The organism is uncultured Bacteroides sp., assembly GCF_902472605.1.
In the GTDB taxonomy this organism is placed as follows: domain Bacteria; phylum Bacteroidota; class Bacteroidia; order Bacteroidales; family Bacteroidaceae; genus Phocaeicola.
In genome coordinates this window covers 14,975-35,751 of the sequence record NZ_CABROP010000024.1, presented here as the reverse complement: position 1 = coordinate 35,751, position 20,777 = coordinate 14,975, and the positions used below count along the sequence as shown (strand labels likewise).

The following is a 20,777-nucleotide window of genomic DNA, read 5'->3' as shown; positions in this document are numbered from 1 at the left end:
TTGTCCCTGTAACGGTATGGAGCTTGTCACGCTGCATTAATACTAAATTTCTGTACGGTATCTCATAGACCACTTCCCGGTATGACAGATGCAGATTTTCCATGAACGACGCTATCTGTCCCAATAGAGTATCATTCCCTACAACCTCGGTTTCGCTGCCAGCAGGCTTACGTTCCTCGCCAAGCTGACAGCTTTGAGAAAAACCTTTGAGTCAATCATAGAGAGTGCTTCATCCAATGCGTTCACATTCTCTTCGTATGTTCCTTTTCCCAGTTCTTCGCTCAAACTTTCGTCACCAGCTATCAGCCAGGAGAGAGCCTTGCTGTAAGCCTCGCTTTCTCCCAAGGAAAACAGGACTTCTTTCAAATTGTCCGCTTCTTGTACGCCTGATAGATGGGAAATTGCCCCGGCCAGTTTGTGGACAGTAGGAGGGTAGACCGTGTAGGCTTTTCCGGCGACAAACACCGTCCTGAAATCACTTCCGATAATGGATTCTGATACTATTTTCGCTCCTTGATTCATTCTGATAAAAATTAAGGGGTGAAGCCATAAAGCCCACCCCTGTTATGGAATTCAAATTCTACCTATTGGATAGGCATTAAACACCTGCTTTTACCTCTTCTGAGTCAAACCAGTATTCCGGAGCGATAGCGGAGTCTTTCGGCTCCAGTTCTACAGCACTCACCGGAAGTCCGATAGCTTTGTCCGTTGTCGCTTCGCGGGCCCCGATGTCTGCACGAGGAATGACGCAATACTGGTCGTCTTCGGTCAGGGCAACAATCAGCTTCTCAATTTTCACCTTACCTCTTGCACGTTTCCAACCCTTGTCGGTGTTGATGACATCACCTCCCATGAGGTCTTTCTTAGTCGGATAGTCATACTCTCCAATCGTAAAGTTAACGGTCACGTCACCCATCTCCTTGTCGCTGCGATAGGTCTGGCCGGTAAGCTGGTTCTTATAGTTCGTTCGGCTCGCTTCCGCTTCTTCGAGTGTCCATGTGTCGCCATGAATATTTTTAACTTCTTTCAATGTGTCACCCTGCAAAAGAGTGTACAGAGCTTGTCCGGTCAAATCCGCGGAAATCTCGCTCGTTTCTCCATATAAAAGTTTTTTGATATTCACGGCTGTGATTTTCTTTGCTTCTGCCATATTATTTCACATTTAAAATTTCAAACAAAATTCTTACATTCACATAGTGACACTTTAAGGCTGTGTCCTCCTCGGTTCCGATTGTGTCGATGGAATAATGATAAGTGGTACCGTCATAGCGTCCGGTTATGCCGTCAAACAGCTTTTGAGCCTGTTTTTCAAGTTCGTTTAGCCTAATGGTATTGGCTTCACCTTCATTCAGGTCTGGAACGCAAAGGTTCACTTCTGCGAAAGACTTCTTCCAGTATGTTCCTGGCTGTTGACTTTTAGCATGAATGACAATCCTTTCTGACTTCATCGGACCCGTCAATTTCTTGCCATGGGGAACAATGGATATGCCGAAAGACTGGCAATCACGGTAAAGTATGTTCGCTATGTCGGTAGTTACTATCATTTGATTTCCTCCTTCAATCGTTTCTCAGCGTATAGGGCTGCACCAGTCAGGACTTCGTAGCCTTTGGATTCTACGAAAGATGCGTATTCGGCTTCATTCCTCAACTCCAAGCCGTCATCCTGAACTGAATACTTGTTTGACTTACGGAGCGTGCCGGTCCGGTTCTGATAACTGCCATGCTCCACTGCATAATCGACAGCTTCTTTGCCTACCTTCTCTTCAACGGCTTTCACCTCTGCATAACCTTGGTCGAAAAAGCTATCCACGTCCGAAAAATCAAACTTTACAGCCATATTTCTGAGTAACCAAAATAATTCGTATTCTTTACCATGTAAACCTTGCCAGTTCCCCGGATATTCTCACCGTCCATACACCTTACTTCATCACCAGCCTCCAGTGAGATTTTCTTCTCACAGACTACGTGATAGTTCGGCCGGTACACCTCGCCGTTCTCCGAGGTAAACTCCTTGGTAGAGTTGTCATCACACCGGCACTTGCACACGTCTTGCCAGCTTTCTCCGCCGGTACCGGGGATAGGCCGGCCGAACTCGTCTGTTTCCATTGAAGTAAAGACTTTAACCTGTAATGTATGTGGAGCGAATATCATAGGAATCTGACTTTAGGTTTATCTGACAGCGTGTCTTCAAGACCGTACTTCTTACACAAGAATGAGTAGTATTCCTTCAAGCCCTGAGTATTCCAGGACATAGAGAAACCGTTCTCGCTGATAGAAGTGGCACGGAGTAATAGAGAGGGGATGAACTTCGCCATTTCCACCGAAACAAGTCCGATGTTTGACGGGCCCATCTCATCCTCTCCGCTTATCCCTGAAGACAGACTTATCTCCAAAAGGTCAGCCTCCGACAAGTTAATGCCGAAGGTCTGAAACTTCTGTGATATGTAGTCATTTACTGTCATGCGTTCATGGTTGTCAAATCGAAATTCACAATCAGGTTCGGATTTGTAATCTGCGGAATCCACTCAGCCGTGTATTCCAGATAACGACCGTTCTTGTCCTTGTAACCGGAGATAAGCATATCACCGTCGGCTTGGGTGTAGTTACGTCCTGGTACGCCATCCACGGCTTCGTACGGAGTATGGAAGCGCATGTAACCAACCTTATCCTGCGGAAGTAAGGTAATGCGGTCGTCTGCGTAAATCTGCACGTTCTTTCCGGTCTGGTCTTTCACGTAATCTTCCTTAATCTCAATGGCCGGAAGGCCGATGCCGGTAAAGACTGAAGAAGCCAGTTGAGAGGTAATCAATCCAGTTGACATATACATTTCGTTACTGGTAAGCTGCATCTTGAACTTGTCACCAAATTCCGCTGAGCCGATAATATTCTTCACGAAAGTTCCACGTGACATGATCATCTTCTGGAAATTACCGTAGTCCGCTTTAAGTGCATTAATCTGCTGCTGCAAATAGGTAATGAATTTAGTCTTCGCACCGGTATCAGGCTTAATAAACTTGAACGGCAATTCAATGTTGAGAAGGTCAACGCCTCCGGCATTGTCGTCCTTGTTCTTGACTGTTGCTGCTCCTGTCATCAAGAGTGAACCTACGATAATATCCATACGTTTATGAGCTGCCAAGAGTACCTGACGGTAATCGTCGTAAATGAAGTTCACGATTTCCTGCATGGCTGCTACCTGGTCGGCAGGTTTAGCTGCATTGTACTTGTCAATCAAGTCCTGCAAATCAGACAAACGGTCTATGGAAATCTGGTAAGCATCGCCAAGATAAGCGATTTCACCATAACCTGAACCGATGTTCCGGCGTTCGCGGATAGGCTTCTCACCGTATCGTGAGTTGATGGAACCAGCCATTACGCCAGTAACCTGACCGATATAGTCTTTGAACACACGGGTAGTAGTTCTGCGGAAATCCAGGTACTGCTGCCAGTAAATCGCATCCTTACGGGTTTGAAGGACGCGCTGGATAACGGCATTAACGATGTTGGGGTCGTTAAACAGGGTATGAATAGTTAGCATCATATCTTAGTCCTCCTTTCTTATTCGTTAAATTGGAAATGTGGCATATTTGCCTTGTCTTTTTCATGGAAAGGCATAACCAGCTTGGTCGGTTCAATTTCGAAAGCACGCATAAGCAATGCTACCAAAACGATACCATCCTCCACTTTGGCTCTTTCGTATAAAGCTGAGTTGGCCACTACCTTCGGGGTAGTTCCATCGACTGCTGTGGCTTCAAAAAGAACTGTTCCGACATTGATTGTCGCGCCAAAATCAGCGGCTAAAGTCAGCTTGTCAAAAGCTTTATCAGACTTGTCAATCGAACTAACTGTCGCACCATGAGAACCGTCACCAATGTGCATACCCACATAAGCCAATGAGTTCTTCTTGATTTTCAATGTTAAGTTGGAACCTGTGGTGTATTTCTCGTAAACTTCCACACGGATAGCTACCTGAGCGGTCTTCTTCACCAAGTCGGCGGCAATCGGCGTGAAGGATGGAAGGAACGAACCTGCAACCAGGTTGGTCGTATCCAGCTTGTAAGGCCCTCTGCGTCTTACTCCGGTAGAGACATCATAGCGTTCCTCGATGGACGGTTCAGGCTCAATGTTGTACTTAAATCCTGCTGACATAAATTACTTGTTTTGTTGTTCGACAATAGATTTTGTGTCCGCCTCAATCATTTTGGCGAACTCACTCGCTTCTTTCTCCTGCTTCTGTTCGGCAGTCTCAGGAGCTTTTGAGAACTGAAAACCGCTGTTAGACATATCCTGCTTCATGTCCTTGAAATAGGTATCCAAGTCCGTGTTCTCAGGAATGTTGCGGTCTTTCAGCATAAATTCGGGAATACCGTACTTCTTCGCCACTGCCGAGATTTGAGAATTGCGCTGCGCCTGCGCTTCATTTTCCTCCATTTTGGCCAGCTTGTCGGCAAAAGGCTTGATACCAGCTGCAATGCCGTCGGCAATCATCTTTGCGATGTCCGTTTCCTGCGGCTTTGGAGGGTCGTTTGGCTTCGGTGGTTCCGGTTTCGGATTCTCGATTGGTTTTCCGTCTTTCAGTCCATGCTTCTTCTCGTAGTTGGAAACAGCGGAAGTCTGCGCTTGTCCTGCACGGAAATCACCATAGTTTTGCATCACGTCATGAAAAGAGATACCCTCAACGATGGAGGTCACCTTCGTTTCGTCCGTTATACCCTCAGCCTTTTTTGTGGCAATACGGGTAAGAGTGGCAGTGTCCACCCCAGCGAATTTCTGTTGCAGTCCTGCCAAGATTTGTTCAAAGATTGTCATACCGTATGAGTTTGATTAATAATTTCATACGGTAAATTTACTTATAGAGAAAGGGAGGGGGAAATTTTAAGGCTAACGATACGAAACAATTGGGATAATGTTCGTTTTTAGACAAAAAGAAAGCGTGACTACTGGGGTAATCACGCTAAAAAATCATTTTTTTTGAGCTTTTAAGTTCACCATTACATTTTTACCATATTCTGTTAAAATCCAATATGTGTATATTCCATCAACTTTTATAGTATCTGTTGATATCAATTTTAATACCATAAGTTGAATCAATATTGTTTGAAAATCACTGTTTATAATACTATAATGTTCCCCCAATAGGTTTTTAGTCATTTCTGAATACATAGTATTTTCATTGGTCGGACTAAACAACAAAGTTGATATTGACAAAAATATTTCATTCCAACTAACTTCTCGTTCATATATTTTAGCTTCTTCATCAAAAGAAAGCAATTCATAATCATACGTATAATGAATAGTAAATTTATCTTCTCCTTGTTTATATATTTCTGTTCCTTCTGGTATCTGAGAACTTAATACTCTGATTTTAGACTTCAATAAATCATTCTCCTTACGGAGAGTAATAAGTTCCCTGTTCGCTTCTGCTGAAGAAATTTCATCTGCTTTTACCCATCCTGTTCGAGGATAATTCTCAAACATATAATCTAAGGTAACATTCACATTAAATGCTAACTCATAAGCTTCTCCCCAAGATTTACATAAATTATTTTGTACTAATCTTTTAAATTCACCATATTTTTCCTTACCTTCATTTGTGTTTTCAACCTTGGAAGACGGTAAATCACCAATGTTTTTATGATAGAATGCAGCAACAGGAATATTTTTGTTTAAAGCATATTCATATTCTAACTGTGTGTAACTTTTACCAGTTTTTGGTTCTATAGATCCATAGCGACCACCAAGAATTAGAATATAATAATCGCATCTATCTATAAGTTTCTTTATAACTGCAAACTGTTCTTCACTTGCGGCAGGAAAGTATTCCATACCAACAGGAAAGCAATTCTTACTAATTAAAGCCTCTATAACTTTCTGTCTTTCCTCAATTAAATCTTGATAAGTTGAACTAACAAAAACCTGATACTTCTTATCCATAATTACAACAAATTTATAGCTGCCAGTTCCTCTGTCAGTGCGTTAATACCTTTCTGAATCTTCTCCAACTGCTGTTTACGGGGTTTATGTACTCCAGCCGCATAATGCCACAACTGGCGCTCATTGATTCCGGTTATCCGGCTCAATGCCGCTTTGGTAAAGATACTGCTGTAATAATTGATGAAGGTGGCCGCATCTATCTTGAATTTTAAGGTGAACTCTCCCTGCAAAACTTCCACCGGAGCGATGTTCATCTCCTTGCATGAATCCAAGTATAGCTCAACAGCTTCCTTCATGTTCTTCTCGATTTCCTTCACGTCGTTGCCGACAGTAATCACCGGAGCACCTTCAATGTAGGCACTCAGATTATTCCCAGCATGTTCTACAATCACTTCAACGGTTTTCATACAGACCTCCCTTTTTATTGTGAAACAAAAGAGGCGGGGGCTATTTTAGCCCCGCTTGCCTCAGAATGTTGTAATAAGTGCCTTTCTCAACGCCTTTCTTGCCGTGGTCGGGGACAATCACTACATGGCTGCCATCAGTGTAAACCATGTGACTGCCTTTCTGCCTCACGAACCAAAAGCCATTTTCAGTAAGCAGCGTTACAACGTCTTTAACTGATTTGTAGCTCATAGCGTTTACGACTTAATTACGATGCAAATATAGTAAAATAACGAATAATATCAAAAAAGTATTCATGTTTTTACTATGATAAAGAAAATAGCGACACCTCGAAAGATACCGCTATTCAATTAGTCAATATTTTAGATTTCCATCCGTATCGTTTGTATAAGCCCCGTAATTCTTCTGACTGAATTGTTCTATTCTTCAGATTTGCTACTTGAACTTTTGAGAGAGGAAAGCTGTTCCTGTTTCTCAATGTCGTTCTTCTGCTTCTCTGCCTGTTCTTCCTTGATGGCTTCAATCTCGTCCATAACGGAATCCACGTTCCCTACAAAGGTGATGGCTCGTTTCTGTGACCAAATTTCTCCGTTCTTGGCCTTGATGGCGGTGTCTATCTTGTCTTTGAGGTCCTCCAATTTGTACGGCTGCATCTGCACATCCACGTCGATGGTCTCGGAAGCCGCTTCGAGTGTGGAATTCACGGAACCCAACGCAGAGACAAGGAAGTTCACACGCCGTTGCATGAACTCGCCAACCGTTTCGTTAAGGTTCTCCACATTCAAATGGGTAGACATGAACACATAGTCAAAACTTACACCGGATACGGCGTTTCCTGTACCTTTCAGGGAGTCAAAAGAGATTCTGGGTGTATTGGTCAGTCCATATATCTGGCTCAGCAAGGTTTCCACCTCGAATTTTACGGTGTCAGGAACCTGAGACCAGGTAAGATACTGGGCATTTGCTCCCTGTCCGGTAAGTTCGACCACCCGGTTCTTGAACTCACCGGAGAAATTCTCCACGTTACCAAAAAGCATGAGGATAGGGAAGAAGTGATAGTCGATACAGTCCGCATAACTTGATAGGAGTTTCTCCAGTCTTACGCGGAGACTCTTTATCTTCTCACAGTACGCTTCCGGACGATACATGTAGATTACAGGCATTTTCTTGAAACAATGTGCGAAAGAACCCTTGTCTGTCCAATTGTTTGTAAGCTCCCACTGGTAAACCATATCCTTGGTAATGGTCATAAAGCAGGTAATCTCCACGTCATTCAGGTCTTTCTTCTTGTATTCACGGGATAGGGCCACCAAATCCCCCTGGTCATTGAAGAACGGATAGAGTTTATCTCCGCGGAACGGGGACCAGATGGCACTCTTCAGGCGGTACTCAGGTTTAGATTTACCGAAGATTCCTGAAATCTTTCTTTTGAGCTTGTCCCAGAAACCGTCATCTTTCACTACATACCAGTATTCGGCCACTTCCTGCTCGGCCAGCCATGCCCGGACAACCTTTTTGTTCTGGTATTTCAATTTGTTCTTCTTAAATACCTGCTTCAACGCAGAAAGAAGGCTTTCCTCCGACTGGTCCGGCTGGCAATCAAGAACCGGTTCCGTCCCCACGGTGAAGGCCGTCTGAATGTTCACGATGTCCTGCTCGATAGGAAGTGCAATCCGGTTCGGGTCAACTTCCTTCTTTACCGCCGGCTCGATATATTCTTTCCCGGTTGTCGGGTCTGTAATCCGTTTCTCAGGTTGAGTTGTGATTTTGATTTTAGGGTATTTCTCTTCATCTATCACTATCTCGTGCTTGTTCGGATTCCAGTCGTTGTAAAGGGCATGAGCGTTTGGTTGCTTGGTCTTTCGTCCCTTCTTCAGATAGTAGATTTTTCTCTCTACTTCGGGTATAGCTAAAATTTGTTCTAAAGTCATATTTCAAAGTTTAATGTCCAAATATTCCTGAAACATCTTTCGGTTTCATAATCCTGCCGAGAAGTTCTCCCAGCACATAGTAGCGTGCAGCATCTATACCGTGGTTATCGTGGTCTTCCGGCTCGTTGATGTAGTTTCCGTCCTTATCCTTTGCCCAGACATAATTTCTGTACTCCCTCTGCAGGTTGTAGGAGCGTCTGGTGATAAAGATTTCCATCCCTTGCATTTTGTCAAGACCTGCATTGACAGAACCTTGTCCTTTCTCTACTGGATAAATCTTGATACCTCCATTGTGGATTTCCTGAATGAGTCGCGGGTCCGCACTGTCGGCAATCACTTTCAGATTCCAAGGCCGCAAGGTTTTTATGATGTCTCCCGAAAGAAGTCCGGTTCTATAATCCAATTCATCCAGATACAGTGCATTGTCTATGATTCCACATCGGATAGCTGCTGTAGGGTCATTGGTATAACCAAAATCCAGCCCGATAGCTACATGCTTACACCACATCGGGAACTCATCCACGATGCCCCATTTCTTGAACACGGCACCTTCGGCCACGTCAGCCCAACGTCCGATAACCACATGAGCGTACTTCTCCGGATTCTTCTCTTTCATTTCCTTGACTTCTCTTAGGAACTCAGGAGAAAGGTTCTCGATATTGTCGAAGTAAGTCGTATGGATATGAAGAACATTCGGATGAGTTGAGATTTGAACCGGTACACCGTCAATCTCCACCAGCCGGTGGGTATTCTCGATGTATTTCTTGTAGATGAAGTGATTGGAGTCACAGGGATTCATGATAATGATAATCCGGTTCTGGATTCCCTTTTTACGGATGGAGAGCATAATCTTGTCAAACTCTTCCTCACTGGTCCATTCCTCGGCTTCATCGCAGACAAAGGTGGTGATACCCTGAATAGATTTCAGCTTGGCCGTTTGATTTCCGGAAGAAGTCTTGATACCCCGGAACATGATACGGCTGCCGGTCATCCGGTTTACGATATCCGTCTTGGTGGTCTTGAAATACTTCGTGGTTCCGTCCAGTTCTATCTTTTCCATCATTTCCGGAATAATAGACATGCCGGCAGATACCATTGTGTAACGGGTGTATAGAATCTGGTGGACAATCTTCTCCACTGGAGTCTGCTCAAAGGTCAGTCGTTCGATGAAGGTGGAAGCGTTGAAAGACTTCCCCGATCCACGGCCACCAGTAATGAGGATGATAAACTTCTCTCTGTCTGTGTATAACGGATGATATATCGTCTGGGGAACAATCATTTCAGCTTGTCTTTAATCCATGAGTCAATAGAAATTCCGTGGTCAATATCCTTTGGAATATCGGCTTCCTCGTCCTGCCGGCGTTCAACCTTCCTCCATTCTTCGTCATGGTGATACAGCCAGACGGACATGGCCTGAAGGTTGGGAGCCAGCTCGCTTTCACTAACCTGAAGCTCTTCTTCGCCGGTCAGATTGCCATCCTGGTCTTTCAGCTTCCTCACTACAGTGCTCTTGGTCTTGATACCACCCAAAGCCATCGCAAGGAACTTCGCACGCACAGCAGCGGTGATGGTCGCACGCCCGCGCGCTAATACTTCGCATAATTCAGAGTGCTCATTCTTCTTCTCGCAGAATGTCTGGGGGCATAACCCTAAAGCAAAAGCGATTTCTTTATCCGTGAATCCCTTCTTGGCATACATCTCCACCTGAGAAAGAAACTCCTCACTCTTGTAGTCAAATTTCGGCTTTCGCCCTGTATGTTTGCTTTTTTGAGATTCACTTTTCATAACCAAATCATCCGTTATTGTTACCCATATAAATGCGGCGAGAAACAGGATTATTGCCATAGACATCAATTCCTCTCTTTGAGAAATAACTGTCTATTCTCGCTGCATATCTTTCCATTATAGACCTCGTTCTGTCTCTTATACTTCTTTGCCTGTCTGTACCAAGCCCGTATTGCCTTCCAGCGTTGTACATTATTCGTCTTGACTGTTGATACAGCTGGCTATATGTTTTCCTTCTAACTCGGCATACCTCCTATATTTTAGATTCTCATTCAATTCTTTCTATCTGTTCATCGAATACCTCTCCCTTGATAAACTTGGAGTAGGGGTCGTAACCAAATCTCTCACAGAAGGCCGCTTTGGCCTCAAACGTATCGAAAGAAAGCATCAAGTAAGCATCCATGTCCTGTGCCTGCTTCTGAACGGCATCCTTTACCTGCTGCTTGACTTCCTTCATGTGGGCCACCTTCTCGGCTCTTTCCATCTGTTTGGCAGCTTTCTCGGCTTCTTTCTGCTCAGTTACTGGAGCCATCATATCCTCCAAAGCTTCCGCGATGGAACTTTCTTCTTCAGTCTGTAGGAGGAAATCACAGCCAATAATATTCAGGTCGGCAGCCGTCAGTCCTGCATCCTGATAGTCAATATCGGGAACCATCCGGGCCAAAGCGTCATAGTCCCATGAACCCTGTGCGTTTGGATTGTTCATCAGGATATTCAACTCTTTCTCCTGCTTTTCGTCTACATCAATCACATCTACACGGATTCTATAATCATTCTCAGGATACTTCTGAAGCTCGTCCATCACGCTAAGACGCTGGTGACCGGACACGACAGTCAGTCCGGTCCGCTTGTTGACTACGATTCCGCCGACAAGTCCGAACTTTTTGATACCCCGCTTCAACGTCTTTCTGGCTTCCTCAGAAAGTTTCCTGGGGTTATAACCTGCAAAGTGAATGGCGGAACGGTTAAGTTCCACCGATTCACTCTTTATGTATTTGCTCAGTTCCATACCTATTGCTTTTGTTTATGTTCCCAAAGGATTCTCTCAGCCATCGGAAACACCTTGTAAATTCTCTGTAAATCCTGCGGGTAGTTCTTCTCCAGCCATAACATACAATCCAGATTGAATCCAACACCAGAACTGGCCTTCAGCGAATACCTGACAGGTTCCGGCAGCCCGTTCTGCTTCATGTAGGACAGGATGTCTTTCTGCGTCCAGTCTGCCAAAGGGTAGCACATACCGTTGTTTTCGTACCCGTTGGCTTCATAGCCTTTCAGCATCAGGCGACGGTTCATGCCATCGGCCTTCTTCATACCCAAGAACGTGTAGTAAAGTCCGTATCTTAGCTGCATGGCCTTCACCACATCGGCCAGTTTTAAAAGTTTCACTTTCGGGTTTGGCACGCAATACAAACCACCACGAAGAATGTAGGTAAGGTTCCAGTGAGGCACCTGAACAAACTCTATCCTCGGATATTTGGCTTTTACCCATCCAATCCATCTTTCGATGTGCTCTAAACCTTTGACAAAGTACATGAACACGCAGACTATCCTTTCAAACTTCGGATAGATCATGTCCAGTAAGACCAAAGAATCCTTACCCAAGGACAGAAACAGCAAAACCCCGTCAGTATTCTGTCTGACGAGGTCAATATAGCTGTATGTCCTTTCTTGCAGTGTCATTATCCGCCACTCATACCAAGTCCTGTGCGGACGTTATAATACTGCTGGCGGCGGGTGATATATCTACCGCCCTGAGAGGTTCTACCTGTATTCGGGTCTGTCAATCCAGTGCGGCCCCCACGGTAGTTGCTCGTTGAAAATGTACTTCTGTTTGTTCTGACTCAACAACAAGTTTTAAAGGGTTAAACATTCTTTTCCATCACTCGGCCAAGGTCATAAACGACCTGTGCGGCCAAGTATATCTCACCTTGATAGGTGTATTCGATAAGATTGTGATTCTCATCTTCAAACAGTTCTATCTTTGCGCCTTTGACTTCTACCAGTGCGCTGGCCCTGTCTTTATTGTAGCCTACAAAGAACTGGATGGCATCGTAACGCTTAGGCTGCAAAATACCGTCTTTCTCGACACAATACCCATCAGCGTCAAGCTGGCAGTATTTTTTCTGGGTTGTAGGTCTGATTTCTCTGAATTCTTGTGTTTTCTTGCCCGACAAGATTTCGTCAAAGAACTTCTGTTTGATGATAAGCGTAAGTATTTCCATAATCGTGTAACTTTTAAATGTTAGTTGCGGGTGATGGATTCGAACCACCGGCCTTCACCAAGTCAAAGTGACGAGCTGCCCACTGCTCTAACCCGCGATGGTATCTATACAAAGATACCCCATTATGAAGACAATTCTAAACAACAATTCAACGCATACGAAACAATTTGCTAATTGTTTGCTAATAAATCAGGGTCGTGCCCATTGATTATTTCCTCGACTATTGCTTTTGCACGCTCTATGCCGTTTTTATAGCCTCGTCCATAGTCTGTTCTTGTAGACAAGTAGCTGGTATCATTACCCAGCCACTCGATTATTTCTTGCAGGATTTCTTTCTCGTTCATAGTTTCAATAATCTCTTAGTTGCTTCAATATCAATAAAATTAGTCCAACCTGCATCGTAAAGCCTTACAGCTGCTTCTGAAAGGGTTATTTTACCGCTTTCTACTTTCTCTCTCAGGCTTTCTAAAATGTTCTTTATCATAACCATCTCAAATTAGAATAATACACACCGTTCAATTTCATATAATCACCATACAGCTTTACTTTGCCTTTGTACATCATGGCGAACTTAGAACTGCCAGCGGCAGCCATCATCATGGATTCTGTTACCTTTGATTCATAACCATATTTCATTACAAGTGGATAAACTTGCCATCTGAAGAAGATTTCACTGTCTGTCATATCATTTACCGACTGAATAGGCAAAACGCCATTATGGGCAAAATAAACGCCATTCTCGACAAACGGGTGACAGTTCTTTCTGCACTTAGAACCGTGTGTAGCCAGTCTCATGTGAATGATACATTCTTCTTCAATGCCAACCTCTGAAAGATGGGCCAGAAACCTTTGATAATTCATTGACTTGAATCTGTGCTTAGAAGAAACAAAACCGTAACCATGATGATTGATTCTCTGAACCTTATTTAAGGTGTCCAGCGTTGGCATCTGGACACCTTTGGGTTTATATATTATACAACACATATCTGATTGATTTTAACCGTGTGAGGCTCATGCAAGAACCTCAGCACGTGATTTGAAGAATGATTTTTCTTTCGCTGTCAAGAAAGGTATCTCGTCGATTGAAGTTACCTCTGAACTTAATACGTTCTTCTTTGACTACGCTACCAGCTTGGCACAGAAATTCACCCAATTAGAGATTTTCTCGAAGTCTGTAGACCCTTGATGCTGTCTGAACTCGATAGTTTGATGGCGGGCGTAAGAACAGGCATTTACCTTGAAATATCTACTGCCGTTCATAATGTTTAGAACATCATGCTTTGTCATGCAATATTCAAAACTCATGCCTTGAAGAGTTCTGCACCACTGGCTGTTGTTTGCTCGTCTTGATCGTGCCATGAAAGTATCAATCACTCTCTCTAACTTCTGATAGTTCTTGAATACGTTGATATAGGCCTCGTCAGACAGATTTGCAGCCCCTATATGAACGTGTAGGCCAGTAGATATATTCACTTGTGCACCCGCTTCATTCAAAGCCTTACAGCAATTCTCGAGGCTTTTCATACCTGCCTTACCTGTGAGAACTGGCGATACACATTCGATAGGGTTTTCACCCCTGATAGAAGAGTCAGAAACAAACTTGTAGTAGTGGTTGTTGTCAACGTGGTTGTAACCTTCATAGTGAAAAGGCATTTCGTTTCTTGTAGCGCTTTCTCTCATAAGGCTGGCAGCTACCAGGCATTCAATCTCGACCCCAAAAGTGAGCTTGTGTGTCTCTCTGACAGGTTTAGGCAGGTCAGCCATAAGCAACTCTACTTCGTACTTTCTCAAACCCAACTTGACGAAAGCTGCTTTCTTTGCTGACTTAGAACCTTTCATGTTCTTAATTTCTTCTACTTGTTCTTTTAATGTCTTCATAATCGCGTGTATTGAAAATTATACTATCTGTTTAATTATCACGATGCAAATATACAGATAGTATAATTCTAAACAATGAGAATATAGTTAATAAATACTAATATTTAAACTATCAGTATTATTTCACTAACTTTCTTATACTATTTGTAATTTTTGACTATATTTGCGACATAAACAAACAGTTTAATTATGAATTTTAGAATAAAAGAAATTTGTCGAGAAAAAGGAATAATGCTTAAAGACCTTGCAAGCATGATAGGTATTACAGAGGTTGGGCTATCAAAATCTCTGAATGGAAATCCTAATATAAGCCGACTGGAAGAGATTGCCAATGTTTTAGGTGTGCCTGTAACAGAACTCTTCGATAACCCCAAAGAGGGAGTAATACGTTGTCCTCATTGTGGAAAAGAAATAAAGTTAGAAACTAAAATTTAGATTATATGGCACTAATAGAATGTCCAGAATGTCATAAAGAAATTAGTGACAAAGCATCATCCTGCCCCCATTGTGGTTATCCCGTAAAACAGGAGAACAACAAAGATGAATATTTATGTTGCCCTAAATGTCACTCAAGAGAACTTCACTCAGAGCAACAAGGTTTTAGTGGAGGAAAAGCCTTAGCTGGTGCCGTTTTAGTTGGTGGGGTTGGAATTTTAGCAGGAACTATAGGAAGCAAAGATGTTAATATTACTTGCTTAAAGTGCGGACATAGATTCAAAGCGGGTGAAGCTCTGATAGAAAAAGGAGAAAGTGGACAAAAAGAAATGGAGGATAAGATTGCATCACTTTTAAGAAATGATAAATTAGTTGATGCACTTAACTTATACAGAAACGAAACCCATCAGGAATTTAAGCCGTCAATGGATTACATCCACGAAGTAGCTCGCAAATACAATATTGAAATTAAACAGAATAAAGGTTGTTCGATATTGCTTATGCTTTTACTTGCTATTGTTTCATCCATCACGATTTTAATCTGTTAAAAGTGAAAGGAACTCTTTATGAGGTTCATTCATTTGAGGATTTAAGAAAGCTATTGGATTTGAATGTTTAATTTAAAAGAGCAGGTTTATGGAAGAACATAATATAGAGAATGAGTCTTTAAAAATACTTCAATACCAAAAAGTAACTATACAAAATAGACTTAGTAAACTCAAAAGGTTTAATAGTTTATTGTGGTGTATGTCGCTATTTTTAACTATAGGAGCACCTATCGCTATTTACATCTTAGAAAACAGACAAACATATTATATATTCATATTGTATGCATTAATTCCTTTTGCTATATTGCCAAGTTATTATCAAAGAATCAAACAGTATGAAAATAGACTACAAGAGATTGATCTTAGTCTTGATATTGAGAAGTTTAAAATTGGAACAGAAATCAGTTATGCAGAAAAAACTTTAAGGCTTCACAATAATCAGTTAAAAAAATATTACGACCTGAATCTTAGACAAAATTCATGGATTTTTATCTTGGGTATTTTTTGCATAATATTGGGGTTCGGCGTAATAATAGCCACATTTTATTTTATCACAGAATATACTAAAGATGATACAAGTAAAATAATAACCGGAGTATTAGGGGGAATTAGCGCAATAATGATTAATTATATTGCTGCTCTATATCTAAAAATAAATGCAACTGTTTCAGATAATCTAAAAGAATTTCATTCAAGATTAGTTGATACTCACAAAATATTGATGGGTAATGTTATTGCTGCAAAAATAGAAAATCGTGAACTTAAAGACTCAACATACTCCAGTATATCAAAAGAAATATGTAATAAACAAACCAATGAAACAGATTAAAAATGGTATAAATAATACTTTTAAATAGGAGGAATTATGATTGAAAAAACATTAATCGTAACTGCAAGATGTGGACAATTGGAATTTCAAGAATGTGCAAATCCGTATAATCCTGCTGTTCATCAAGAACAATATGATTCATGTATTGAAAAAATTCATCAGCAAATGAAAGATGCAGGAAGATATGAAATTAAAGACGCTTTTATTTATTCAGAAAATATTATAGAAAAGCCGGAAGCATAACGCTCCGGCTTTGTTACTTGATTAGTTCTTTTATTCGTTATCCATCATTAAGCCCCATATAAGTACGTCTGGTGGCTTTATAATTACGAGCCTGCTCAAATCCTTGACGATATGCATTACTTCCACCTTTTGAATTGAGAATATTCTCTGCATATTGAATTTGAGTTCGCTTAGCTCTTTGATAACGGGATTCCGTTATTCTCGGATTTGCCGCAATTCTATCTAATTGCGCAATCAAATCATTCCAACTTTTTCTTCTGACTCGGCATTAAAATTTAAATTTGTTAGACATAAAAATTCAAGCAAAGGGGATTTATCCCCCATTTAAAACATTCTGTCACTTGATCAGTCCTTTGACCTTCAATCTTTCTAAAATCTGATTGTAAAGATACTCTATATCCTGCCTGAAGTCCTTATACTGCTGGTAAATAAAGGAAACATCGGCGATATTGTTCGATATTACACATGGGGAAACATCCGGGAACACACCGGAAATTTCTGCCCGAATACCGTTCGGCAGCCGGCCGCCGGCAAGCACGCTGGGGGCGAAGAGGAATAATACGATGAAGAGGAACTTCTTTCGCTGGGTGACGCTCTCAGGATTGGGCGGGCAGTCCATCCCGGCCAACAGGTCCTTGAACCAGTCATAAATCTCCGGAATGAGAGAAAAATCGGTCAGGATGGGGGAGGATAGTTCCTGCTCACGTTCCGATAATCTTGATTTCTGCTCACGTATTGATTTCAACTCCACGATTGATGAAAATTCTTTTGTCATAGCACGATAGTTTTAGAATGAATTAGTATATTTGCATCATAATCGTGTGTGGGAGTTGGCTTCTAATCGTGTGGGCTGGCTCCCTTTTTTATGCCAAGTGGTATGCGTTCAGGATGGCGAAAGTGTAGATGATGACCGTGACCAGACTGTCCAGGAATATCGCCCATGCTCCCAATTTTTGAATCCGACTGAAACTCATGGCCAAGACAACAAGGAAACATACCCACTGGCTTGAAAACAGTCCTATACCCAAAAGCAAAAGCCCGACGGTATCCATGAACAATGCAACATGGAGCCACGGATGCGCCATCAGATACCATCTTTGTGATGTTTTATCCAGCTTCTGGAATACTTTCACATGTAGGTACAGGGATTTACATCTAAACAGCTTCGCAAGCTCATACAGGGCTTGCAGAATAATTAAGGCGTAGAATACGTGTTTCATGTTCAGTAGCTTTTATCCCCGTGCTTGTATGGACGAAGTTCATTGTATTTCATCTTCTGCTCGATGTACCAGAAGATGTCGATGTTTCTATCACGGCAGAAAGCGAATATCTCATTCAGGAGGATAAATGGTTCATCCCGGTAGAAGTTGTCGGTGACATAGACACAGATTCGAAACATGGCCTCCGTGAAGCTCATATCGGAATAGTCTTCCGTATCGCTTCCTTCGTAGTCGAAGCTATCCAAATCACATCCTCTCAGTCCGGCCAGATCCAACAGACGAATACAGGCGTCGGCGAGTTCGTCCTCCACGGTGTCCTTTATCCACTGTTCAAATATGGTATCCGAAAATGCTCCATGACAATAAAAGTCAGATTCAGCTATATAGCGACCAACATTTGCATACCTGCCTTTCCGGTCTGCTTCTACCGCTTCCATCAGCTCGGATATGACCAGACAGAGGAAATGTTCATCACTCAAGTTCTCTTCGTGCCAACCGTGTGCTACTGCGCACTGGTAGGCCTTATCTCTTAATTTGTTTAAGTTCATAATAGTTTGGTTTTTATTTGTTGAAAATAAAATACCCGATAACTGCCAAAAAGCAGTTACCGGGTATCCACAAAGCACTGACAAGGGCTGTCAGTGGAATTTTAACTCTATAAATATTAACTAACGTACTAATCTAATTGGTAACTTAAAGCCGCAAAATGATTTCTCCAAATTTAAGAAAGGATCTCCAGGCTTATTTTCATCATAGTCAATATAAACAGAATTTTTTTTATCTCCATCTTTACTTAATAGCCATAAATATACAAATTGTTTCTCTTCTTTTTTCGTAGAACTAAAATATCCAGTAAATAAGAAAGAAATAACCTTTCCATTTGGTCCCACACAATCTATTGTATGTTTATCATATCTACCGATCCATTGACAATATTTTTCCAATTCCTTCCATTGTTCAATACTTGGAATGGGATATTCTTTCGCCTCCATATATGGTAAATAACAGACTTTTCCTTCAATATCTTTCAAATAATCAGATGCCCACAAAGTTCCGCTCGGCAAGCCAAGGTCAACAAATTCCGCATCATTGCATTCTATTTTAGCATTTTCTTTCCCACTCTTATAACCATCTTTGTATCCATCTAAATATGCCTGAGCAATAGCCTTTGTTATAGCTTCATTTACTTTCCCCTCAGCATAAGAATTTGCTATTTCCTGAATATCCATGTTAGTTCAAATTATCATAGTTTATACTCTGGTCAGAAACTTCGTTAGACTTTAATGTATTGGGAGTAAAATATGAAGTTTCTGCATTTATGTCTCAAAAAGAGATTTTTAAATCTGTATTAACAATAAAATTATCAACTCTATATTGGTCATCGAAAAATACACCGTTAAAATAGACTTTTATTGGATGAAATAAATCCTTTGGAACATCTCCATTTGAGAATGACAGGTCGCTCTTATAAGTATTGGATATGCTATATAATCTGTGGAATCGTCCTCTTCCATGATGAATGGCTTTAACTTTTGATAAATAAGAGTTTATGTAATGTTTGTTAGTTCCATTAACACAATCTTTTGTGATTAGGTAATAATTCTCCACATAAAAAGTTCGTATCCTATTTATTGGTATAGAATCAGATAAATCTGACTTTCTATCTACAGTAACATCCTTTAAAGTGCATCCTGCTTGAATGACATCTTTGACGTTTATAAAGTAATCTCCATCCACTAATAAATATCCACTATATGGATATGCTCCATAAAGCATCTCAGATATTTCTTCCTTTGAATAATCTTTTATGTTGTCTGATTTTCCATATTCTTTATACTTCAGAAGCCATTTTTCCGGATGTTCATACACACTCCTGATTAAGTCTGTTCTAACCGGTTTTATATACCCTTCCATAAATTTAGATTTTAAGTTCCCTCAAAGATAAAAATTTATTGAATCAGATGATATTTATGCAGCTTTTATTTTTGTGCCTTCACAAATTGTCCTCTTCATCATGGTACCCTCCCATTGTGACAAGTATGGCAAGTACAGCACATAAAAGAATACCAACTATCATTATTACTATAACGTCATTCATTTGTCGGATGATTTGCTTTTACATAATCTACTAATTCATTGATTGCTTCATCCAACGGAAGCGTAGCCAAATATTTCAGACAGGAATCCCAACCTGCCATGAATGAAAGTTCTCTCAAAAGCTGCATGCTTGGGAGCTTACTTTCTGAGGAAAATATTTTCGCGAATTCTTCTTTCTTTCCCATAATCATTTCTCCTTTCTACTCTGTTTTCTTTGAGCTATCTGTTCATTAATTTGTTCAATAGTCTTTTTCTCGAAATTGGGACACTTATACACATCTCCGTATGCCATCAGCACCATAACCGGGAAATGCATCCCATGCTTACAGCTTCTTCCGAATGCGTCTGCAAATGTACAGTCTTCGCATCGTCCATTTACATCGTATGCAGCCATAGTTTCTCCTTTCCACCTATCCCAGCAGCCACCACATGACTGCCAGGAACAGGTAATACAATTTCGTTTTACTCATTTCCATTCATTTTCTTATCCATCCATTCAACAGCATCCTGTGTGGATGAAACTTTTTTAAACTCACGTGTAACACAGAACGTCATGTACTCACAGATAATTTCTCCATCATCATTAAAGTAGATGTTGTATGCCCCAGTGCTATTTGCTCCAGTACACGGTATCTCAAGTTCCAAAGCCTTCAATGCTTTTTCAGCATCGCAAGTGAAGTAAGCATATATATCATGCGAAACCTCCTTGCATCCGGTCAATTTGACAATGTTAGCCATTTTCTTTCCTCCTTTTTTCTACAAGTTGTTCAAGTCTCTTTTCACACTCAGTACATTCGAGTTTCTTGCGCTCCAGCTTCTCCCGGAACTTAACCAGTTCCTCGTCCGTGTCCTCGTCAAAGAATATGTTGTTCTGACGGTTTTGCTCAATATAGTTCTTCATCATCAGTTCCGCTTTCGTCACCTGGGCTTTGGCAGAAATTAGATTAGACAGACAACTATTAACTCCCATAGATTCCCCTGAACGCTTATCATAGTGATACAGACTTATACCAATAATCTGTTTTGGATATTGACACTGCAATTTCGCCATCCTCCATCTAATCACCCATTGGTAACGGAAATACATTTCACGGGGAAGGTTGTAGTGATAAAGACTTACTTGTTTATCTGCATATCCGTAATAAAGGGTGACTTCAACCCATCGCTCAACCTTCAGCTCCTTTTCAGCTTTTGCCAAATCCTTTGCGAGCTGATAAAAATCGCTAACGCTTTCCTGCTTTCCCATA

The 20,777-nt window shown here is 41.4% G+C and carries 35 protein-coding genes and 1 tRNA gene; 4 read left to right on the top strand and 32 right to left on the bottom strand.

Annotation, left to right across the window (positions count from 1 at the left end; genetic code table 11):
- Positions 1–138: 138 nt before the first annotated feature.
- From RDP42_RS07355 to RDP42_RS07245, 23 genes are all read right to left on the bottom strand, one after another.
- Positions 139–522: a hypothetical protein gene (locus RDP42_RS07355; protein ID WP_308763169.1), complete on the bottom strand. Its 384-nt coding sequence runs from the start codon at positions 520–522 to the stop codon at positions 139–141.
- A gap of 76 nt (positions 523–598) precedes the next feature.
- Positions 599–1,150: a hypothetical protein gene (locus tag RDP42_RS07350; protein WP_308763168.1), complete on the bottom strand. Its 552-nt coding sequence runs from the start codon at positions 1,148–1,150 to the stop codon at positions 599–601.
- 1 nt (position 1,151) lies between these two features.
- Positions 1,152–1,544, bottom strand: coding sequence for a hypothetical protein (locus RDP42_RS07345; protein ID WP_308763167.1), 393 nt, complete (start codon positions 1,542–1,544; stop codon positions 1,152–1,154).
- Positions 1,541–1,837 (bottom strand): hypothetical protein, encoded by a 297-nt coding sequence (locus RDP42_RS07340; protein WP_308763166.1) that lies wholly within the window; start codon positions 1,835–1,837, stop codon positions 1,541–1,543. The genes RDP42_RS07345 and RDP42_RS07340 overlap by 4 nt, the downstream gene beginning before the upstream one ends.
- Positions 1,828–2,151 (bottom strand): hypothetical protein, encoded by a 324-nt coding sequence (locus tag RDP42_RS07335; protein WP_308763165.1) that lies wholly within the window; start codon positions 2,149–2,151, stop codon positions 1,828–1,830. Before RDP42_RS07335 ends, RDP42_RS07340 begins: the two co-directional genes overlap by 10 nt.
- Positions 2,148–2,462 carry a DUF6706 family protein gene (locus RDP42_RS07330; RefSeq protein ID WP_308763164.1) on the bottom strand — a complete coding sequence of 105 codons (315 nt, stop codon included), beginning with the start codon at positions 2,460–2,462 and terminating at the stop codon, positions 2,148–2,150. The genes RDP42_RS07335 and RDP42_RS07330 overlap by 4 nt, the downstream gene beginning before the upstream one ends.
- Positions 2,459–3,541: a major capsid protein gene (locus tag RDP42_RS07325; protein ID WP_308763163.1), complete on the bottom strand. Its 1,083-nt coding sequence runs from the start codon at positions 3,539–3,541 to the stop codon at positions 2,459–2,461. The genes RDP42_RS07330 and RDP42_RS07325 overlap by 4 nt, the downstream gene beginning before the upstream one ends.
- A 17-nt stretch (positions 3,542–3,558) precedes the next feature.
- The gene (locus RDP42_RS07320; RefSeq protein WP_308763162.1) at positions 3,559–4,149 is read right to left on the bottom strand and encodes a head fiber protein; all 591 of its coding nucleotides are present in this window, start codon (positions 4,147–4,149) and stop codon (positions 3,559–3,561) included.
- A gap of 3 nt (positions 4,150–4,152) precedes the next feature.
- Positions 4,153–4,809 carry a hypothetical protein gene (locus tag RDP42_RS07315; RefSeq protein WP_308763161.1) on the bottom strand — a complete coding sequence of 219 codons (657 nt, stop codon included), beginning with the start codon at positions 4,807–4,809 and terminating at the stop codon, positions 4,153–4,155.
- Between the two features lie 153 nt (positions 4,810–4,962).
- Positions 4,963–5,934 carry a DUF4062 domain-containing protein gene (locus RDP42_RS07310; protein ID WP_308763160.1) on the bottom strand — a complete coding sequence of 324 codons (972 nt, stop codon included), beginning with the start codon at positions 5,932–5,934 and terminating at the stop codon, positions 4,963–4,965.
- Between the two features lie 2 nt (positions 5,935–5,936).
- Positions 5,937–6,341: an antitoxin HicB gene (locus tag RDP42_RS07305; RefSeq protein WP_118026500.1), complete on the bottom strand. Its 405-nt coding sequence runs from the start codon at positions 6,339–6,341 to the stop codon at positions 5,937–5,939.
- Positions 6,342–6,381: 40 nt separating this feature from the next.
- Positions 6,382–6,570 carry a type II toxin-antitoxin system HicA family toxin gene (locus RDP42_RS07300; protein ID WP_117671892.1) on the bottom strand — a complete coding sequence of 63 codons (189 nt, stop codon included), beginning with the start codon at positions 6,568–6,570 and terminating at the stop codon, positions 6,382–6,384.
- Between the two features lie 188 nt (positions 6,571–6,758).
- The gene (locus tag RDP42_RS07295) at positions 6,759–8,270 is read right to left on the bottom strand and encodes a phage portal protein (protein ID WP_308763159.1); all 1,512 of its coding nucleotides are present in this window, start codon (positions 8,268–8,270) and stop codon (positions 6,759–6,761) included.
- 10 nt (positions 8,271–8,280) lie between these two features.
- Entirely contained in the window at positions 8,281–9,549 is a 1,269-nt protein-coding gene (locus RDP42_RS07290; RefSeq protein WP_308763158.1) for a PBSX family phage terminase large subunit, read from the bottom strand.
- The gene (locus RDP42_RS07285; RefSeq protein ID WP_308763173.1) at positions 9,546–10,055 is read right to left on the bottom strand and encodes a hypothetical protein; all 510 of its coding nucleotides are present in this window, start codon (positions 10,053–10,055) and stop codon (positions 9,546–9,548) included. The genes RDP42_RS07290 and RDP42_RS07285 overlap by 4 nt, the downstream gene beginning before the upstream one ends.
- A gap of 268 nt (positions 10,056–10,323) precedes the next feature.
- Entirely contained in the window at positions 10,324–11,064 is a 741-nt protein-coding gene (locus RDP42_RS07280; RefSeq protein WP_308763157.1) for a ParB N-terminal domain-containing protein, read from the bottom strand.
- A gap of 2 nt (positions 11,065–11,066) precedes the next feature.
- Positions 11,067–11,738, bottom strand: coding sequence for a phosphoadenosine phosphosulfate reductase family protein (locus RDP42_RS07275; protein ID WP_308763156.1), 672 nt, complete (start codon positions 11,736–11,738; stop codon positions 11,067–11,069).
- Positions 11,739–11,920: 182 nt separating this feature from the next.
- Positions 11,921–12,280, bottom strand: a complete 360-nt coding sequence (locus RDP42_RS07270) for an ASCH domain-containing protein (protein WP_308763155.1) — start codon at positions 12,278–12,280, stop codon at positions 11,921–11,923.
- Positions 12,281–12,304: 24 nt separating this feature from the next.
- Positions 12,305–12,377: transfer RNA gene (locus tag RDP42_RS07265), tRNA-Val, on the bottom strand.
- Between the two features lie 73 nt (positions 12,378–12,450).
- Positions 12,451–12,624, bottom strand: a complete 174-nt coding sequence (locus tag RDP42_RS07260; protein WP_308763154.1) for a hypothetical protein — start codon at positions 12,622–12,624, stop codon at positions 12,451–12,453.
- Complete coding sequence (locus RDP42_RS07255; protein ID WP_308763153.1) at positions 12,621–12,764, bottom strand: hypothetical protein; 144 nt, start codon at positions 12,762–12,764, stop codon at positions 12,621–12,623. Before RDP42_RS07255 ends, RDP42_RS07260 begins: the two co-directional genes overlap by 4 nt.
- Positions 12,761–13,228 carry a class II glutamine amidotransferase gene (locus RDP42_RS07250; protein WP_308763152.1) on the bottom strand — a complete coding sequence of 156 codons (468 nt, stop codon included), beginning with the start codon at positions 13,226–13,228 and terminating at the stop codon, positions 12,761–12,763. The genes RDP42_RS07255 and RDP42_RS07250 overlap by 4 nt, the downstream gene beginning before the upstream one ends.
- Before the next feature lie 171 nt (positions 13,229–13,399).
- Complete coding sequence (locus tag RDP42_RS07245) at positions 13,400–14,158, bottom strand: amidoligase family protein (RefSeq protein ID WP_308763151.1); 759 nt, start codon at positions 14,156–14,158, stop codon at positions 13,400–13,402.
- Between the two features lie 189 nt (positions 14,159–14,347).
- Between RDP42_RS07245 and RDP42_RS07240 the strand changes: the two genes are divergently transcribed.
- The 4 genes from RDP42_RS07240 to RDP42_RS07225 all read left to right on the top strand — a co-directional run bounded on the left by RDP42_RS07240 (position 14,348) and on the right by RDP42_RS07225 (position 16,213).
- The gene (locus tag RDP42_RS07240; protein WP_308763150.1) at positions 14,348–14,593 is read left to right on the top strand and encodes a helix-turn-helix transcriptional regulator; all 246 of its coding nucleotides are present in this window, start codon (positions 14,348–14,350) and stop codon (positions 14,591–14,593) included.
- Positions 14,594–14,598: 5 nt separating this feature from the next.
- Positions 14,599–15,141 (top strand): zinc ribbon domain-containing protein, encoded by a 543-nt coding sequence (locus RDP42_RS07235; RefSeq protein ID WP_308763149.1) that lies wholly within the window; start codon positions 14,599–14,601, stop codon positions 15,139–15,141.
- Between the two features lie 88 nt (positions 15,142–15,229).
- A complete protein-coding gene (locus RDP42_RS07230) occupies positions 15,230–15,970 on the top strand; it encodes a hypothetical protein (RefSeq protein WP_308763148.1) in 741 nt (246 codons plus the stop codon).
- A gap of 36 nt (positions 15,971–16,006) precedes the next feature.
- Positions 16,007–16,213 (top strand): hypothetical protein, encoded by a 207-nt coding sequence (locus RDP42_RS07225; RefSeq protein WP_308763147.1) that lies wholly within the window; start codon positions 16,007–16,009, stop codon positions 16,211–16,213.
- 37 nt (positions 16,214–16,250) lie between these two features.
- Here the strand turns inward: RDP42_RS07225 and RDP42_RS07220 are convergent, their stop codons facing one another.
- From RDP42_RS07220 to RDP42_RS07180, 9 genes are all read right to left on the bottom strand, one after another.
- On the bottom strand, positions 16,251–16,451 hold the full coding sequence (locus RDP42_RS07220) for a hypothetical protein (protein ID WP_308763146.1): 201 nt from the start codon (positions 16,449–16,451) through the stop codon (positions 16,251–16,253).
- A 99-nt stretch (positions 16,452–16,550) separates the two neighbouring features.
- Positions 16,551–16,988, bottom strand: coding sequence for a hypothetical protein (locus RDP42_RS07215; RefSeq protein WP_118026516.1), 438 nt, complete (start codon positions 16,986–16,988; stop codon positions 16,551–16,553).
- A gap of 88 nt (positions 16,989–17,076) precedes the next feature.
- Positions 17,077–17,298 carry a hypothetical protein gene (locus RDP42_RS07210; RefSeq protein ID WP_308763145.1) on the bottom strand — a complete coding sequence of 74 codons (222 nt, stop codon included), beginning with the start codon at positions 17,296–17,298 and terminating at the stop codon, positions 17,077–17,079.
- Between the two features lie 137 nt (positions 17,299–17,435).
- Positions 17,436–17,981 (bottom strand): hypothetical protein, encoded by a 546-nt coding sequence (locus RDP42_RS07205; protein ID WP_308763144.1) that lies wholly within the window; start codon positions 17,979–17,981, stop codon positions 17,436–17,438.
- Between the two features lie 120 nt (positions 17,982–18,101).
- A complete protein-coding gene (locus tag RDP42_RS07200) occupies positions 18,102–18,662 on the bottom strand; it encodes a hypothetical protein (protein ID WP_308763143.1) in 561 nt (186 codons plus the stop codon).
- Between the two features lie 94 nt (positions 18,663–18,756).
- Positions 18,757–19,347, bottom strand: a complete 591-nt coding sequence (locus tag RDP42_RS07195; RefSeq protein WP_308763142.1) for a hypothetical protein — start codon at positions 19,345–19,347, stop codon at positions 18,757–18,759.
- 176 nt (positions 19,348–19,523) lie between these two features.
- A complete protein-coding gene (locus tag RDP42_RS07190) occupies positions 19,524–19,715 on the bottom strand; it encodes a hypothetical protein (RefSeq protein WP_308763141.1) in 192 nt (63 codons plus the stop codon).
- Between the two features lie 277 nt (positions 19,716–19,992).
- On the bottom strand, positions 19,993–20,268 hold the full coding sequence (locus tag RDP42_RS07185) for a hypothetical protein (RefSeq protein ID WP_308763140.1): 276 nt from the start codon (positions 20,266–20,268) through the stop codon (positions 19,993–19,995).
- A complete protein-coding gene (locus RDP42_RS07180; protein WP_308763139.1) occupies positions 20,261–20,776 on the bottom strand; it encodes a hypothetical protein in 516 nt (171 codons plus the stop codon). Before RDP42_RS07180 ends, RDP42_RS07185 begins: the two co-directional genes overlap by 8 nt.
- Between the last annotated feature and the right edge of the window lies 1 nt (position 20,777).

What these genes read in the sequence shown, in the direction of transcription:
- RDP42_RS07340 (WP_308763166.1), bottom strand. Translation starts at nt 1,837, where the DNA reads ATGGCTGTAAAGTTTGATTTTTCGGACGTGGATAGCTTTTTCGACCAA.
- RDP42_RS07325 (WP_308763163.1), bottom strand. Translation starts at nt 3,541, where the DNA reads ATGATGCTAACTATTCATACCCTGTTTAACGACCCCAACATCGTTAAT.
- RDP42_RS07240 (WP_308763150.1), top strand. Translation starts at nt 14,348, where the DNA reads ATGAATTTTAGAATAAAAGAAATTTGTCGAGAAAAAGGAATAATGCTT.
- RDP42_RS07290 (WP_308763158.1), bottom strand. Translation starts at nt 9,549, where the DNA reads ATGATTGTTCCCCAGACGATATATCATCCGTTATACACAGACAGAGAG.
- RDP42_RS07295 (WP_308763159.1), bottom strand. Translation starts at nt 8,270, where the DNA reads ATGACTTTAGAACAAATTTTAGCTATACCCGAAGTAGAGAGAAAAATC.
- RDP42_RS07215 (WP_118026516.1), bottom strand. Translation starts at nt 16,988, where the DNA reads ATGACAAAAGAATTTTCATCAATCGTGGAGTTGAAATCAATACGTGAG.
- RDP42_RS07280 (WP_308763157.1), bottom strand. Translation starts at nt 11,064, where the DNA reads ATGGAACTGAGCAAATACATAAAGAGTGAATCGGTGGAACTTAACCGT.
- RDP42_RS07190 (WP_308763141.1), bottom strand. Translation starts at nt 19,715, where the DNA reads ATGGGAAAGAAAGAAGAATTCGCGAAAATATTTTCCTCAGAAAGTAAG.
- RDP42_RS07330 (WP_308763164.1), bottom strand. Translation starts at nt 2,462, where the DNA reads ATGACAGTAAATGACTACATATCACAGAAGTTTCAGACCTTCGGCATT.
- RDP42_RS07270 (WP_308763155.1), bottom strand. Translation starts at nt 12,280, where the DNA reads ATGGAAATACTTACGCTTATCATCAAACAGAAGTTCTTTGACGAAATC.
- RDP42_RS07335 (WP_308763165.1), bottom strand. Translation starts at nt 2,151, where the DNA reads ATGATATTCGCTCCACATACATTACAGGTTAAAGTCTTTACTTCAATG.
- RDP42_RS07355 (WP_308763169.1), bottom strand. Translation starts at nt 522, where the DNA reads ATGAATCAAGGAGCGAAAATAGTATCAGAATCCATTATCGGAAGTGAT.
- RDP42_RS07350 (WP_308763168.1), bottom strand. Translation starts at nt 1,150, where the DNA reads ATGGCAGAAGCAAAGAAAATCACAGCCGTGAATATCAAAAAACTTTTA.
- RDP42_RS07245 (WP_308763151.1), bottom strand. Translation starts at nt 14,158, where the DNA reads ATGAAGACATTAAAAGAACAAGTAGAAGAAATTAAGAACATGAAAGGT.
- RDP42_RS07210 (WP_308763145.1), bottom strand. Translation starts at nt 17,298, where the DNA reads ATGGCGCATCCGTGGCTCCATGTTGCATTGTTCATGGATACCGTCGGG.
- RDP42_RS07300 (WP_117671892.1), bottom strand. Translation starts at nt 6,570, where the DNA reads ATGAGCTACAAATCAGTTAAAGACGTTGTAACGCTGCTTACTGAAAAT.
- RDP42_RS07275 (WP_308763156.1), bottom strand. Translation starts at nt 11,738, where the DNA reads ATGACACTGCAAGAAAGGACATACAGCTATATTGACCTCGTCAGACAG.
- RDP42_RS07345 (WP_308763167.1), bottom strand. Translation starts at nt 1,544, where the DNA reads ATGATAGTAACTACCGACATAGCGAACATACTTTACCGTGATTGCCAG.
- RDP42_RS07230 (WP_308763148.1), top strand. Translation starts at nt 15,230, where the DNA reads ATGGAAGAACATAATATAGAGAATGAGTCTTTAAAAATACTTCAATAC.
- RDP42_RS07255 (WP_308763153.1), bottom strand. Translation starts at nt 12,764, where the DNA reads ATGATAAAGAACATTTTAGAAAGCCTGAGAGAGAAAGTAGAAAGCGGT.
- RDP42_RS07205 (WP_308763144.1), bottom strand. Translation starts at nt 17,981, where the DNA reads ATGAACTTAAACAAATTAAGAGATAAGGCCTACCAGTGCGCAGTAGCA.
- RDP42_RS07195 (WP_308763142.1), bottom strand. Translation starts at nt 19,347, where the DNA reads ATGGAAGGGTATATAAAACCGGTTAGAACAGACTTAATCAGGAGTGTG.
- RDP42_RS07320 (WP_308763162.1), bottom strand. Translation starts at nt 4,149, where the DNA reads ATGTCAGCAGGATTTAAGTACAACATTGAGCCTGAACCGTCCATCGAG.
- RDP42_RS07250 (WP_308763152.1), bottom strand. Translation starts at nt 13,228, where the DNA reads ATGCCAACGCTGGACACCTTAAATAAGGTTCAGAGAATCAATCATCAT.
- RDP42_RS07200 (WP_308763143.1), bottom strand. Translation starts at nt 18,662, where the DNA reads ATGGATATTCAGGAAATAGCAAATTCTTATGCTGAGGGGAAAGTAAAT.
- RDP42_RS07310 (WP_308763160.1), bottom strand. Translation starts at nt 5,934, where the DNA reads ATGGATAAGAAGTATCAGGTTTTTGTTAGTTCAACTTATCAAGATTTA.
- RDP42_RS07180 (WP_308763139.1), bottom strand. Translation starts at nt 20,776, where the DNA reads ATGGGAAAGCAGGAAAGCGTTAGCGATTTTTATCAGCTCGCAAAGGAT.
- RDP42_RS07305 (WP_118026500.1), bottom strand. Translation starts at nt 6,341, where the DNA reads ATGAAAACCGTTGAAGTGATTGTAGAACATGCTGGGAATAATCTGAGT.
- RDP42_RS07315 (WP_308763161.1), bottom strand. Translation starts at nt 4,809, where the DNA reads ATGACAATCTTTGAACAAATCTTGGCAGGACTGCAACAGAAATTCGCT.
- RDP42_RS07235 (WP_308763149.1), top strand. Translation starts at nt 14,599, where the DNA reads ATGGCACTAATAGAATGTCCAGAATGTCATAAAGAAATTAGTGACAAA.
- RDP42_RS07285 (WP_308763173.1), bottom strand. Translation starts at nt 10,055, where the DNA reads ATGAAAAGTGAATCTCAAAAAAGCAAACATACAGGGCGAAAGCCGAAA.
- RDP42_RS07225 (WP_308763147.1), top strand. Translation starts at nt 16,007, where the DNA reads ATGATTGAAAAAACATTAATCGTAACTGCAAGATGTGGACAATTGGAA.
- RDP42_RS07260 (WP_308763154.1), bottom strand. Translation starts at nt 12,624, where the DNA reads ATGAACGAGAAAGAAATCCTGCAAGAAATAATCGAGTGGCTGGGTAAT.
- RDP42_RS07185 (WP_308763140.1), bottom strand. Translation starts at nt 20,268, where the DNA reads ATGGCTAACATTGTCAAATTGACCGGATGCAAGGAGGTTTCGCATGAT.